Annotated in this window: 13 protein-coding genes; 5 read left to right on the top strand and 8 right to left on the bottom strand. The window is 62.2% G+C overall.

Annotated elements, in window-relative coordinates; genetic code table 11:
- Positions 1-4 precede the first annotated feature (4 nt).
- From AWB70_RS06590 to AWB70_RS06575, 4 genes are all read left to right on the top strand, one after another.
- Positions 5-1,177 carry an alpha-hydroxy-acid oxidizing protein gene (locus tag AWB70_RS06590; protein ID WP_053571101.1) on the top strand — a complete coding sequence of 391 codons (1,173 nt, stop codon included), beginning with the start codon at positions 5-7 and terminating at the stop codon, positions 1,175-1,177.
- Positions 1,178-1,190: 13 nt separating this feature from the next.
- Complete coding sequence (locus AWB70_RS06585; protein ID WP_053571100.1) at positions 1,191-2,270, top strand: enolase C-terminal domain-like protein; 1,080 nt, start codon at positions 1,191-1,193, stop codon at positions 2,268-2,270.
- Positions 2,271-2,370: 100 nt separating this feature from the next.
- Positions 2,371-3,723, top strand: a complete 1,353-nt coding sequence (locus AWB70_RS06580; protein ID WP_053571099.1) for an MFS transporter — start codon at positions 2,371-2,373, stop codon at positions 3,721-3,723.
- Between the two features lie 22 nt (positions 3,724-3,745).
- Positions 3,746-5,209: a benzaldehyde dehydrogenase gene (locus AWB70_RS06575; protein WP_053571098.1), complete on the top strand. Its 1,464-nt coding sequence runs from the start codon at positions 3,746-3,748 to the stop codon at positions 5,207-5,209.
- A 6-nt stretch (positions 5,210-5,215) separates the two neighbouring features.
- Here AWB70_RS06575 and AWB70_RS06570 read toward each other — a convergent pair whose 3' ends face one another.
- The 8 genes from AWB70_RS06570 to catA all read right to left on the bottom strand — a co-directional run bounded on the left by AWB70_RS06570 (position 5,216) and on the right by catA (position 13,120).
- Positions 5,216-6,727, bottom strand: coding sequence for a dynamin family protein (locus tag AWB70_RS06570; RefSeq protein ID WP_053571097.1), 1,512 nt, complete (start codon positions 6,725-6,727; stop codon positions 5,216-5,218).
- Positions 6,724-7,962 (bottom strand): GTPase, encoded by a 1,239-nt coding sequence (locus AWB70_RS06565; RefSeq protein WP_082378186.1) that lies wholly within the window; start codon positions 7,960-7,962, stop codon positions 6,724-6,726. The genes AWB70_RS06570 and AWB70_RS06565 overlap by 4 nt, the downstream gene beginning before the upstream one ends.
- Positions 7,959-8,366: a RidA family protein gene (locus tag AWB70_RS06560; protein ID WP_053571096.1), complete on the bottom strand. Its 408-nt coding sequence runs from the start codon at positions 8,364-8,366 to the stop codon at positions 7,959-7,961. Before AWB70_RS06560 ends, AWB70_RS06565 begins: the two co-directional genes overlap by 4 nt.
- Before the next feature lie 20 nt (positions 8,367-8,386).
- Positions 8,387-9,163, bottom strand: a complete 777-nt coding sequence (benD, locus tag AWB70_RS06555; RefSeq protein WP_053571095.1) for a benzoate diol dehydrogenase BenD — start codon at positions 9,161-9,163, stop codon at positions 8,387-8,389.
- A complete protein-coding gene (gene benC, locus AWB70_RS06550; protein ID WP_053571094.1) occupies positions 9,160-10,188 on the bottom strand; it encodes a benzoate 1,2-dioxygenase electron transfer component BenC in 1,029 nt (342 codons plus the stop codon). Before benC ends, benD begins: the two co-directional genes overlap by 4 nt.
- A 49-nt stretch (positions 10,189-10,237) precedes the next feature.
- Positions 10,238-10,726, bottom strand: coding sequence for a benzoate 1,2-dioxygenase small subunit (benB, locus tag AWB70_RS06545; protein ID WP_053571093.1), 489 nt, complete (start codon positions 10,724-10,726; stop codon positions 10,238-10,240).
- Positions 10,723-12,081, bottom strand: coding sequence for an SRPBCC family protein (locus AWB70_RS06540; RefSeq protein ID WP_053571092.1), 1,359 nt, complete (start codon positions 12,079-12,081; stop codon positions 10,723-10,725). Before AWB70_RS06540 ends, benB begins: the two co-directional genes overlap by 4 nt.
- A 103-nt stretch (positions 12,082-12,184) precedes the next feature.
- Positions 12,185-13,120 carry a catechol 1,2-dioxygenase gene (gene catA / locus AWB70_RS06535; protein ID WP_045459949.1) on the bottom strand — a complete coding sequence of 312 codons (936 nt, stop codon included), beginning with the start codon at positions 13,118-13,120 and terminating at the stop codon, positions 12,185-12,187.
- 176 nt (positions 13,121-13,296) lie between these two features.
- Between catA and AWB70_RS06530 the strand changes: the two genes are divergently transcribed.
- Positions 13,297-14,220 (top strand): LysR family transcriptional regulator, encoded by a 924-nt coding sequence (locus AWB70_RS06530; RefSeq protein ID WP_014251991.1) that lies wholly within the window; start codon positions 13,297-13,299, stop codon positions 14,218-14,220.
- The last annotated feature ends 74 nt before the right edge of the window (positions 14,221-14,294 follow it).

Below are 14,294 nucleotides of genomic sequence, written 5' to 3'. Positions count from 1 at the left end.
GGCCATGAAAAAGCTCGTGAACGTCGCGGATTTCCGCGCCCGCGCAAAGGCGCGGCTTCCGAAGATCGTGTTCGATTACCTCGAAGGCGGCGCCGAGGACGAAACCGGCCTGCGTCACAATCGGGATGTCTACGGGCAAATCCGGTTTCAGCCGCGCCGGCTCGTGGACGTCAGCACGCGCACGCTCCACACGAGCGTCTTCGGAAAGCCGATGGCCGCACCCATGATCGTCGGCCCGACAGGCCTGAACGGCATCTTCTGGCCCAATGGCGATCTGGCGCTTGCGCGCGCGGCAGGCAACTTCGGCATTCCGTTTGCGCTGTCGACCGCGTCAACGTCTTCGATCGAAGCGGTCGCGAAAGCCGCAACCGGCGAACTGTGGTTTCAGCTCTATGTGGTCCATCGCAAGCTCGCGGAACTGCTGGTCAGGCGCGCGCTGAGCGCGGGTTATACGACGCTGATCCTCACGACCGACGTCGCCGTGAACGGCAAACGCGAACGCGATCTGCGAAACGGCTTCGGCCTGCCGATGCGCTATTCGGCAAAGACCTTCGTCGATGGCCTGCTGCATCCGCGCTGGTCGCTCGATCTTCTCAGGAACGGCATGCCGCAACTGGCGAACTTCGCAAGCCAGGATGTGCAAGACGCCGAATTGCAGGCCGCACTGATGAGCCGTCAAATGGATGCGAGCTTCGCGTGGGACGATCTGACATGGCTGCGCGATCTCTGGCCGCATACGCTGCTGATCAAAGGCATCAGCCGCGTAGACGACGCGCGGCGCTGCATCGCGCTCGGCGCGGATGGCGTGATTCTGTCCAATCACGGCGCGCGGCAGCTCGACAGCGCAATCGCACCGCTCACGATTCTGGCCGATACTGCGAGAAACGCCGGCGCGCCCGTGTTGATCGATAGCGGCATTCGTCGTGGCTCGGACATCGTCAAGGCGATCGCGCTGGGCGCGCGCGCCGTGCTACTGGGCCGCGCCACGCTCTATGGACTGGCCGCCGATGGCGAAGCCGGCGTCGATGCCGTGCTCGACATGCTGAAGAAGGAGATCGACACGACACTCGCGCAGATCGGGTGCGCATCCGTGCAGCAATTGAATGACGACTTCATCCGGCGCGGCGGCCGCCGAAACGACGCGGCGCATTCCAACGCCATTGCCGAATCGATATAACAAGGTGGGAGACATGGACGACATCAAAATCACCGGATTGCGCACGCGCGCAGTCAACGTGCCCTTGCAATACACGCTCAAGACCGCGTCGGGCACGATCGCCACGGCGCCGCTCGTGCTCATCGACTTGCTGACCGACGCGAACGTGACAGGTCATGCCTACGTGTTCACGTACACGCCGCTTGCGCTGAAGCCTGTTCAACGCATGATCGATGAACTCGGCGCCGTCGTGAACGGCCTGCCGCTCGCGCCGTTCGACATCGACCGGACGCTGAACGCGCGGTTCCGCTTGCTTGGACATACGGGCCTCGTGCGCATCGCGACCGCCGGCATCGACATGGCCGCGTGGGATGCGAAAGCCAAGGCGCACCGGCTGCCGCTCGTCGCGTTGCTCGGCGGCACGGCACGCCCCCTTCCCGCCTACGACAGCCACGGCATGGACGACGTGGAGCTCGGCACGAAGCGGGCGCGCGACGCCGTCGAAGCCGGCTTCAGGGCGATCAAGACGAAAGCGGGCTATGCGACGCTGGAACACGATATCGCGGTGATTCGCGCAATCAGGCAAGCGACGGGCGACGCTGTCGAACTGATGGTCGACTATAACCAGGGCTTGTCCGTGGCGGAAGGCAAGCGCCGCGGCCGCGCATTGGAGGCGGAAGGCATCGCGTGGATCGAGGAGCCTACGCTGCAGCATGACTATGCCGGCCACGCATCGATACGCGAGGCGCTGCGCATTCCGGTGCAGATCGGCGAGAACTGGTTCGGCCCCGAAGACATGCAAAAGGCGATCGACAGTCAGGCTTGCGATCTCTGCATGCCGGATGTCATGAAGATCGGCGGCGTGACGGGCTGGCTCAAGGCGAGCGCGCTCGCCGAACAGCACGGCTTGCCGATGTCCAGCCATATCTTCCAGGAATTCAGTGCGCATCTGCTCGCGGTGACGCCTACCGCGCATTACCTCGAACGCATGGATCTCGCCGGACCGATTCTCGACCCGGTGCTCCGGTTCAAAGACGGCCACGCGCTCATCGGCGATGAACCGGGCGCGGGCATTCGCTGGCGCGAAGACGAAGTCAGCCGCTTTATGGTCTGACTGCATGAATGGCCATCGCGCCGTTCTTATCAAAACTATTTCGTTATGCTAATGATGCGCCGGTCAGAGCGCAATCGATTATTTCTTTGGAGACAAGAAGATGGAACGTAACGCCGCCGCTGGCGATGCGCTGTACGACACGCGCCTCAATTCCCGTCATCTCATGGTCATGTTCTGGTGCTCCATGCTGATGCTCTTCGATGGCTACGATCTCGTGATCTACGGATCGATTCTGCCTCAGCTGATGCACGACTGGCAGCTTTCGCCCGTCACCGCGGGATTCATCGGCAGCAGCGCGCTTTTCGGCATGATGGTCGGCGCATTGACGCTCGGCAGTTCATCCGACCGGTTCGGCCGCCGGCGCATCATTCTGCTCTGCCTCGTCGTGTTCGGCGTCGCGGCCTTCGGCAACGCCTTCTGCACCAACACGACCGAATTCACGCTATGCCGCTTCCTGACCGGCGTCGGTCTGGGCGGCATGGTTCCGAACATCGTCGCGCTGATGACGGAAATGTCGCCGCGCAGCAAGCGCAACATCATGGTGACGATCATGCTCAGCTTCTTTTCCGTGGGCGGCGTCATCGCGGCGCTGTCGGGCAAGGCGATCACGCCGGCCTTCGGATGGCGCGCCAATTTTCTGATCGCCGGCATTCCGCTGCTGTTTTTCCCGGTCTTTTTCAAGTGGCTGCCGGAATCGCTGAGCTATCTGATCGCGCAAAGGCGTCACGCCGAAGCCGAACCGCTGTTGCGCCGCTATGCACCCGATTATCAAGGCACCGCTGCGAGCCTCGCGGGTATGAGCGACGACCTGGGTCACGCGCAGCCCCGCATGCGCGCCGCCGAGCTTTTTTCGCATGGCCGCGCAGTCGATACGGTCCTGCTCTGGATCGCATTCGGCATGTGCATGTTGATGGTGTACGGCCTCAATACGTGGCTGCCCAAGCTGATGGCCGCGAACGGCTATTCGCTGGGCTCCAGCCTCACGTTCCTGATTACCCTGAATATCGGCGCGGTGATCGGCGGGCTCTTCAGCGGATGGCTGGCGGACCGGCACGGCGGCAAACCCACGCTGATCCTGTTCTTCGCGGTGGCGGCCGTTTCCATCGGCCTGCTGGGTTACAGGCAATCGCCGCTCGTGCTGAACATCCTGCTGATGGCCGCCGGTGCAACGACCATCGGAACCCTGTGCATCGTGCATGCGTTCGCCGCGCAGCTCTATCCGGCGGGCATTCGATCGACCGGCGTAGGCTGGGCCGCCGCCGCGGGGCGGTTCGGCGCGGTCGCGGGTCCGGCGCTCGGCGGTTACTTGCTGAGCCAGCAGTTCTCGATCGGCTTCAACTTCCTCGTCTTCGCAATTCCGGGCGTCGTCGCGGCCATTGCCGTGCTGCTGATCTCGAACCGCCGCGTGCGCGCCGAGCATTCCGTAGCCGCCCTCGCCCCTCGCGCTGAATGATATTTCGAACGGAGCAACCTGAATGAGCAATAACCGTGAACCGCATGTGTGGCATGCGAACATCTACTCGAACGGCTGGCGGGCGTCCAAAGGCGGAACGGCCCCTGTCATCGAACCAGCGACGGGCGAGTGTATCGGCAGCATCGGCATTGGATCGCCCGAAGATATCGACGACGCGGCTTCGTCGGCGGCAGAAGCGCAGGAAAGCTGGGCCGCCATGCCATTCGACCGGCGCGCGTCCATCCTGCGCGAAGCAGCGCGGCTCCTGAAAGCGCGCTCGCAGGAAATCGACGACTGGAACGTGCGCGAATGCGGTTCGACGCGCGCCAAGGCCGAATGGGAACGGCATGCGGCCTGCGAACAACTGCACATGGCCGCGGCAATGACGATGCAACCCGACGGCGCGCTGTATCCCTCGTCCGTTCCCGGCCGCATGAATCTGTGCCGGCATGTTCCGGTCGGCACGGTCGGCGTGATCGCGCCGTGGAATTTCCCGATTCTGCTCGGCATGCGTTCCGTGGCGCCCGCGCTTGCGCTCGGCAATGCCGTCATCCTGAAGCCCGATCCGCAAAGCGCCGTTGCGGGCGGCCTGCTGCTCGCGCAGGTCTTCGAAGAAGCGGGCCTGCCCGCTGGCGTGCTGCACGTCGTGCCCGGCGGCCCGGCGACGGGCGACGCGCTCGTGCGTCATCAGAAGGTCGGCATGATCTCTTTCACGGGCTCGACGGCCGTGGGCCGCGCCATCGGCGAGGTATGCGGGCGCATGCTCAAGAAGGTCGCGCTGGAACTCGGCGGCAATAACGCCATCGTCGTGCTGGACGATGCGGACGTCGAAGCCGCGACGTCGAGCGGCGCGTGGGGCGCGTTCCTGCATCAAGGACAGATCTGCATGCAGACGGGGCGTCATCTCGTGCATCGCTCCATCGCGCAACACTATGCGGCGAGGCTTGCCGAACGCGCGCGAAGTCTCACGGTGGGCAATCCATTCAGAGCGAATGTTCACCTCGGGCCGTTGATCAACGAGAAGCAGCGCGACCGTATCGACGCTATCGTGCGCACGAGCGCCGATGCAGGCGCGACGATTCTCGCAGGCGGCCGCTTCGACCGGCTCTTCTACGAGCCGACGGTTCTCGCAAGCGTCACGCCCGACATGGCCGCGTTCAAGGAAGAGATCTTCGGGCCGGTCGCGCCCATCACGATCTTCGAGAGCGACGAGGAAGCCGTCGAACTCGTCAATGCATCGGAATATGGATTGGCCGCGGCGATCCACACGCGCTCGATGTCGCGCGGGCTGGCGTTGTCATCGCGCATTCGCGCGGGCATGGTGCACATCAACGATCAGACGGTCAACAACGAGTTTCATGTGCCGTTCGGCGGAATGGGGGCATCCGGCAACGGCGGGCGCTTCGGCGGACCGGCGAACGTCCATGAGTTCACGCAGACTCAATGGGTCAGCCTCACGGACAATCCGATCCGATATCCGTTCTGACCTGGCTTAGTCGAATTCGGACCGAAGCCGGTCGCTCAAACCGGCGAGGTCCGTTTCGCTCGTGCGCAGTAGCGCGTGCAAATGGGCCGCGCGTTCGGTCAGCTCTTTTATCGACGCTCGGCATTGTTCGGCGGCGCGGGCCGTGAGACTGACTATGCGATCGCGAATCGCTTTCACCAGTTCGGCATGAAGACGCGGATAGTCCATATCGCCGTTCACGTCTTCGAACCGGACTTCCGCGCATGAAACGATATAGTCGCCGAAGTGCCGCGCCACTTCGCGCGAGACCGACTCGACAATGCTTTGCGACAAGCTATCGAGTACCGCCTTCATATCACGCGTCGACGAATGCGCGTCGAGCAACGCGGGCAACGCCGGAGCGACATGACGCCATACCGCGTTGGCAATCTGCTCTTGCTGCCGTTCGATGACCGCCAAAGCCTCTTGCGCCGATGAACGCAGCGCCTCGATCGACGTCAGGACATCGCGGCACAGCGCGTCCATCACGTTCTCTTCGAGATGATGCAGGAAGACTTCGGCCTGCTTGCGCCGCTTATAAGCCAGTGTTGGTTCGATGACGGCGATCAGCGCGGCATAGAGTCTCTCGAATCCCGCATCGGCCATGGCCGCCTGTGTTTGCTGCTGCTCGCGCGCCAGATGAGCGGAGACGGACACGGGCGCTTCCAGAAGCCCTGTGTTCACGCCCATCGCAACGAGCTTTTCTTTCGCGCGCGTCGCGACATCGGCCTCCTGATCCGCGCGATTCTCCGCCGTCTTGTTGCGCAGGAATTTGCGGATCTCGCCGTCGATCTCGTCTTCTTCATACACGTCGCTGCGCGTCACGACCGGCAGCAACGGCTTGTTGCGATGCAGTTCGCGGCCGAGTTCGTCGAGCTCTTGCACCTGTCCCGGCGATGTCGAACTCGTGAGCCACAACACGCCGTCGGCGCTATCGGTGAAGCGCTGGGTCAGTTCCGCATTCTCGGGCGTGACCGAATGCAAACCCGGCGTATCGACGAGCACCAGTTTTCCCGCAAGTCTCACGCCTTGCATGCGCGCGGTGGTCTCCGTCACGCCCTCCCTGAAGCGCTCGGGCGTCTCGACGATATGACCGTCATCGAGATAGAAATACTCCACCGCTTTTCCATGAGCGGCGAATCGATCGGCGATGAGATTGCAGAAAGAACTCTTTCCCGCATTGAACTTGCCGAAGACCAATAGCAGGACTTTGTCGTCGAACGTATCGGCAAGCGCCTGAGCAGGCTGAAGACCGTGCCATTGCCGCGCCCACGCCAGCACGCTTTGCTCCAACACGTCGTTGATGGCTGCCGCCTGCGTCGCGAGCGCGCCTTGCTTCTTCAATCCCGGACATACGAGACGATTGGCATGCACATCGGCGCTCAGTTGCGCGAGCCACGCTTCCATCGCATGCAGAATGCGTTCGAGGTCGTGCGCGATGAATTCGAACGCATCGACATCGGCGATGAAGCGCTGTTCGTGACTCGCGTCCGCCTTCATGCGGTTTCGTCCAGTACGCGCGCTGCCTTTTCGGAAGCCTCGATCGCCCGCGCGGAATCCGCGATGAGCGCCGCCAGCGCCTGTCTGTCCGCCGAGCGTTCATAGTAGTGCGTGAACTCGCGCCGCATATTTTCGCGGCCCGCCTGCGTGCCGAACATCCTGTTCAGATCCTTGCGAAACTTCACCGAGACGCCCATGACCACGACCATCACGTTATTGAGCGCGCGCGCCACGGTTTGCTGTTCCGAGGGCAAGCCGATCACGCCCTGCCCGGCCAGAAAGCTATCGATTTCGATGCAGGCACGCGAGTAGGCGTTCTGAATGTGCGCGCGTTCCAGCTTGCCCGCCGTGATCGCGTAAGCGTCGCGTGCGCCATCCGGCACTGAAGCATGATCGACGCCCAGCGCGTTCAACATCGATTCGATGTCGCCGCTCACTTTATCGATGATGCGAAGCAAGCCCTCGTCGAAAGCCATGCGCTGCCGCCGCTGCAACGCGCACGAATCCGCGAGCGACTGTTTCAGCGTCGCCAGAAGCCGCGCCAGTTCGTCGCGCATGTCGCCCGAGAGCATCGCGGCTTCATGCGCGCGGGCTTCGGGCACGCGCGCGAGCGCGGTATCGATTTCAGCGCGCAGCGAAGGCATGCCGCTTCTTTCCAGCATCAGCGTCTTGCCTTCGTCCACGCCCTTTCGATAACGCGTCGAGGAAACGGCGTGCAACGCGACGTCAGGACATTGCGCGCTGATCGCATCGCGTACCTTCTGCAATTCGGCATCGTCCGCGAGTTGATCCACTTGCGACAGCACGAACAGGGTCTGCCGTCGCGAGCGTGCGCCATCGGCGTGGAGTTCGGCGAGCAAGGCCAGTTCTTTCGCGTCCAGTTCGCCTTCCTTCGCGGCATGCACGAAAAGGCGGATGTCCGCGTGCAGCCACGCCGCGTGCAGCGCGTAGCGATCGTCTTCCGTGCCCACGTCCGCATCGAGACCCGGCGCATCGAGCCAGCGCACGCCGCCATGAACACTGCCCGCGAGCTTCACCGTCTCGCGCCTGTCGGCAACCGAAAAGACGCTCGTGCCGATCAACTCGTTCAGCAAGCGGCTCTTGCCGTGGTTATATTTGCCGATGACGGTCACGATCGGCTCGCCGCGCTCCGAGACGATATCGAGCCGCGCCATATCGTCCGCGCGATGCGGCAGTACGGCGACGACATCGTGCATGCCGCCCAACGCGCTCACTTCCCCGATCCGGGCAACACCGCCACCGCCTTGATCTCGACGATATAACCCGCCGCACCGCCGAGCATATGCGCACCGATGGCCGTCCATGCCGGCAGCGGCTCCGTATTGAGGTAGCGCTCGCGCACCTGCATGTACAACGGCAGATCGCGCATATCGGTGTGGAACGTGGTGACATCCACCACATCGCGCAACGATGCGCCCGCTGCTTCCAGCACCAGCTTGAGGTTTTCGAATGCCTGCACGATCTGCGCTTCGCGGCCTTCCACCAGTTGCATGGCCGCGTCGCGACCGATCTGGCCCGACGCGTAAATCGTATTGCCCACTCTGATCGCGGGCGCGTAGCGAATCTTTTCGTACACCGCTTCCATTCCCGCGGGAACGATCGCTTTGCGTTCACTCATGTCCTGTGTCTCCTTCACGATCAACCGTTATCGCCGCCCGCGACCGGCAACACCGCGCCGGTGATATAGCTCGCCTCGTCAGACGCGAGGAAGAGAATCGGCGCGACCTGTTCGTCGAGGCTGCCGTAGCGCTTGAAAAAGGTCGATTCCCTGACCTGCTTCACCGCTTCGTTCATCCACTGTTGTTCCTGTTCGCTGTCGCCGGCCGCGTTGCGCGGCACGCGTCGCGGCGGCGCTTCGGTACCGCCCGGGGCCGCAGCGACCACGCGAATGTTGTGCTCTCCGTATTCCATCGCCAATGACTGCGTCATTGCATTGACGCCGCCCTTCGCCGCCGAATACGGCACGCGTCGAATGCCGCGCGTGGCGTTCGACGATACATTGACGATCGTCCCGCCGCCGCGCGCGATCAGATGCGGCAGCACCGCATGGCACGCGTAGAGCGTAGGCATGAGCGAACGGCGGATTTCCGCATCGATCTGCGCGGGCTCGAACTCCGCGAACGGCCGCATGCGAATTGCGCCGCCGACGCCGTTGACGAGAATATCGATGCCGCCGAACGTGCGCACCGCATACGCCATCGCCGACGCCGCGCCTTCATACGTTTCCAGATCGGCGACGAATCCCGCCGTCTGCCCGTCTTGCGCTTCGGCCGCCACTTCGGCGACGAAATCCGCGCGATCCACCAGCAGCACCTTCGCGCCCTCGGCCGCCGCGCGCAGTGCGACACCGCGTCCGATCCCTTGCGCCGCGCCCGTCACGACCATCACTTTGCCGTCGAATCGTCGCGCGCTCATGCTGTCACCGGCGCGGCGTTGGGCGTGAACTTCTCGTAGTGGAAGCTGTTGGGCTTCACGCCGTTATCGTCGAAGTGCTTGCGCACCGCATCGACCATCGGCGGCGGGCCGCAGAGATACACGTCCACATCGCCGTCGTTCAGCGACTCGGCAGGCATGTGCTGCGTCACCCAGCCCTTGCGCGGATGATCCGATTCCGCATCCGCGACGACCGTGCTGAACGTGAAGTTCGGCAGCTTCGCCGAGTACGCCTCGATGGCTTCGACCTGCACGAGATCGAGATCGCGCGTCACGCCGTAGATGAGATGCACCTTCTGCTGCGAGTTCGCACGCGCGAGCACTTCGAGCATCGAGAGGAACGGCGCGAGACCCGTGCCGCCCGCGAGGAACAGCAAGGGCCGTTCGACCGCGCGCAAATAGAAGCTGCCGAGCGGGCCGGTCAGTTCGACCGCGTGGCCGGCCTGCGCCGATTCGAGCCACGTGCTCATCACGCCGCCGGGAATCTTCTTGATGAGAAAGCTGATCTTCGTTTCGCCCGGCGCCGACGAGAACGAATACGAGCGATGCTGACCACTGCCCGGCACGTCGATGTTGACGTACTGGCCCGGCAGGAAGACCGGCGCGGTGGTGGCCGCATCGACGTCGAGTTCGAGCACGACAGCGGCATCGTTGTGCGGCTCGATCTTCGTGACCGTCGCGGCGAACTTGCTTTGCGCCGTCTTGCACGCCGTGGACGACGCCGGTACCGCGATCACGCAATCGCTCGACGGCACCATCTGGCACGTAAGGACGAGACCGCTTTCCTTCTCGTCGTCGCTCAATGCGTCTTCGATGTAGTCGTCACCGAGATCGTATGCGCCGCTTTCCGCGCGGCATTTGCAGGTGCCGCACACGCCGTCGGAGCAATCCATCGGCAGGTTGATCTTGGCGCGAAAGGCGGCGTCGAGCACCTTCTCGCCGGCCTTGCATTCGACAAAGCGCGTCACGCCGTCTTCGAAATTCAGTGCAATGTTGTAGCTGGACATAATGCCTCCTTCCTTCCAATCTCTTCCCGACACGGGGCTTCAGACGGCTTCAGACGTGATAGACGTCGAGCACCTGACGGATGTAATCGTTCTTCAGCACGATCTTCTTGTGCGCAATCACGAGGATCTCGTCGACCTTTCGCAGCGTCACGAAAATCGTGCCGAAGAAATGGTCGGTCGTCTTGTAGCGATGATTGAGCGTGTTGAAGTTGTAGCGCACATCGACTTCGTTATCGCGCTCGGCCAGCACTTCCACGTTGGTGACGTTGTGGCTCGTGCGCGGCTCGGGCATCGACGCGCCGCTGCGCTCGGTCTTGATGCGGAACACGCGGTCTTCAAGGCCGCCGCGATCCGGGTAATACATCAACGAGATCTGGCTTTCGTGATCGTCGGTGATCTGATCGTCGTCGTCCCAGGCGGGCATCCAGTACGTGACGTCTTCCGCATAGCAGCCGAGCCACTCGTCCCACTGGCGGTCGTCGAGGAAGCGCGCTTCGCGATACAGCGTCGCGCAGATCTTGTGGTAATCGAAGCTCATGCCGCCACCTCGCCTTGTTCCTTGTTGAGTGCGTCGCGCATGACGTTCACCCAGTATTCGTGCTGGACGACGAAGAGGCCTTCGTCTTCGCTGCGCTCGCCCGAGATGACGGGCTTCAGGCCCATGTTCTTCGCGTTGTCGTCGGCGCCGTGAATCCACAGCGGCGCGCCGCGCGAGAGGTCGTTCCACTTCGCCGTGATGCCGGCATAGCCCTGCTGACATGCGCGGAACTCTTCGAGGTCGTCGCTGGTGCCCATGCCCGTCACGTTGAAGAAGTCTTCGTACTGACGGATACGCGTCGCGCGGTCTTCGGCGCTTTCGCCCTTCGGCGCGAAGCAGAAGATGCTCACTTCGGTCTTGTCCACGCCCAACGGGCGCACCACGCGAATCTGCGTGCTGAACTGATCCATCAGGAACACGTTCGGATAGAGGCACAGATTGCGCGTCTGATTGACGATAAAGTCCGCCTGCACTTCGCCGACACGCGCCTTGATCTCCTCGCGATGCTGATACACCGGCCGCACTTCCGGATTCATCGTCTTGGTCCACAGCAGGATGTGGCCATAATCGAAGCCATACACGCCCGCGACCGACTTGCTCCAGCTATTCGCATCGACGGCCTTGGTGCCTTCGACCTTGCGGCGGCCCATCGTCGCGGCATAGTTCCAGTGGACGGTGCTGACGTGATAGCCGTCGCAGCCGTTTTCCATCTGCATCTTCCAGTTGCCCTCGTAGATATACGAGGAATTGCCGCGCAACACTTCGAGTCCGTTCGGCGCCTGATCGACGATCTGATCGATGATGACTTTCGTCTCGCCGAGATAGTCTTCGAGCGGCATCGAATCGGCATTGAGGCTGCCGAACAGGAAACCGCGATAGCTTTCGAAGCGCGGCACCTTGCGCAGATCGTGCGAGCCGTGCGAATTGAACTGAGCCGGATATTCGGTGGTCTTCTCGTCCTTCACCTTCAGGAGCTTGCCGGTGTTGGAAAAGGTCCAGCCGTGGAACGGGCACGTAAAGCTGCCCTTGTTGCCGTGCTTGCGGCGGCACAGCATCGCGCCCTTGTGGGCGCACGCGTTGATGACCGCGTTCAGTTGGCCGGTCTTGTCGCGGGTAACGACCACCGGCTGGCGGCCGATCCACGTCGTGTAGTAATCGTTGTTATTCGGAATCTGGCTTTCGTGCGCGAGATAAACCCAATTGCTCTCGAAGATATGCTTCATCTCCAGTTCATACAGATCGGCATTGGTGAAGATATCGCGGCGGCAGCGGAATACACCGCTTTCCTTGTCGTCCTGAACGGCGGTCTGGAGCAGTTCGTCGAGCTGACTGGCTTTGTCGGTAATGGCGGACATGTGTGCTCTCCCTATGCGTGCTTCGTCAGTGAAGCGCTGGCATCGGTGTCGAAAGATTCTTGCGGGAATTCGAGCGGCGACAGACCTGTCGCCGCCTGGTGATTTACGCCGTGGCGGAGACGCGCGGGCGATAGACGATCTGGTTATCCTTGCCCTGAACCAGCGTCGTCATCTGGATATCGAACTCGATTTCCTTGTACGCATCGGTCTTCAGTCCGAGCGCCTCTCCACCGGTCTTTTCGACCACGTGCGGGACCAACTCTTCGCGCGTTGCGTAGGCGAAGTCATCCCAGATCAGCGGATCGCCTTCGATGTTGATCTGCGTCGTCAGCTTGCGATGCTTCTCGCTCGTCGCGAAGAAGTGCACGTGCGCCGGACGGTTGCCATGACGCGCGATCGCGTTGAGCAATTGCTGCGTCGCGCCGTGCGGCGGGCAGCCATAACCCACCGGCATGAGCGTGCGGAATTCGTATTTGCCGTCCGCGCCCGTCTTCACCGCGCCGCGCAAGTTGAAGTCGCTCTGTGCGCCCGTCGGGTCGAAGTGCGAATAGAAGCCCTTCGAATTCGCATGCCAGCATTCGATCAGTGCATTGGCGACAGGCTTGCCGTCCGGACCCGTGACCGTGCCGCGAATGACGAGCGGGCCGGCGTTCTCATCGGGATCGAGGTCGATCTTCGAGACGCCTTCGCGAACCGGCGCGCCGGCGACATACAACGGGCCTTCGATGGTGCGCGGCGTGCCGCCGTGGATATCGGCTTCGCGATCTTCCGCGTCCATGCGAATGTCGAGATACTTTTCCAGCCCGAGGCCCGCGGCGAGCAACGCGGCTTCGCCATCCTGACCCAGCTTGTTGAAGTAATTGACGCCGGCCCAGATTTCATCGGGCGTCATGTCGAGGTCGTCGATCGCCTTGAACAGGTCGCTCAGCAGGCGATGCGTGATCTCCTTCGTGCGAGCACTGCCGTCCTGACTTCCGAGGTTGGCAGCGGCCTTCAGCAGGTCCTGCACTTCCTTCGTATCGAACACATTGATGCTCATGTCTGCTCCTGAATCTCGCAATTTTCTGGTGGGGTTAACCCTTGCTTCAGCACCGATCGTGATATGCTCGGAAGGTATAGTCGGGTGTTGAAACAGAGCGTGAAGGCAGGATAATGGACGTAAAGAAGCCCAGTCCAACACTGATTTAGTATTGGGCTATATCCAGGAGGTATTGAATGGAGCTGCGACACCTGCGCTACTTCGTGGCGGTGGCGGAAGAGCGGAACTTCACGCGCGCCGCGGAGCGGCTGCATATCGCGCAACCGCCCCTGAGCCGTCAGATACAGCAGCTCGAAGAGACGCTCGGCGTGCAGCTTTTCGAACGCAACTCGCGTCCGCTCAAGCTGACGGAGACCGGCAAGTTCTTTTATTCGCATGCCGTGCAACTGCTCGCGCAGACCGCCGAACTCGAATCCATGACCCGGCGCGTCGGCAATATCGAGCGCAGTCTTTCGGTCGGATTTGTCGGCTCGACGCTCTATGGCATGCTGCCGAAGATCATCCGGCGTTTCCGCGATGAAAACGCCACCGTCGAGCTGAGCCTGCACGAAATGTCGACGATGGATCAGATCCGCGCGCTGAAAGACGGCCGCATCGACGTCGGTTTCGGGCGCATTCGTCATGAGGATGCGAACATCCGCCGCGTGATTCTTCGCGAAGAAAAGCTGATCGTGGCGCTGCCCATCGGCCATCCGCTTTCCATGGCGAAGCCGGTGCTTTCGCTGCGCGATCTCATCAACGAGACGCTGATTATCTTCCCGAAGGCGCCGCGTCCGAGTTATGCCGATCAGGTGTTGGCCGCCTTCCAGGATCGCGCGCTCGCGCCTCGCAAGGTCTATGAAGTGCGCGAATTGCAGATCGCACTCGGGCTCGTCGCGGCGGGCGAAGGCATTTCCGTCGTGCCGAGCAGCGTATACGGACTCAAGCGCGACGACGTGAGCTACAAGGAACTCGACGATCCGACGCTCGTCTCGCCCATCATCATGAGCATGCGCGCGCTCGACGAATCGCGCGACATCAAGGAAATGCTCGAACTCATCTATCGTCTGTATGACGAGGAACGGATCCCCTACACGCCTCGTACAGATCGAGGGCAATGACGCGCCATACCTCCGGGGTATCGCACTAGACGTCAACGGTGTTGGACATGCGGCAAACGGGCGCGCAATACTTC

It is taken from the genome of Caballeronia cordobensis (assembly GCF_001544575.2).
Lineage (GTDB): Bacteria > Pseudomonadota > Gammaproteobacteria > Burkholderiales > Burkholderiaceae > Caballeronia > Caballeronia cordobensis.
This window is presented reverse-complemented; position numbering and strand designations above follow the sequence as displayed.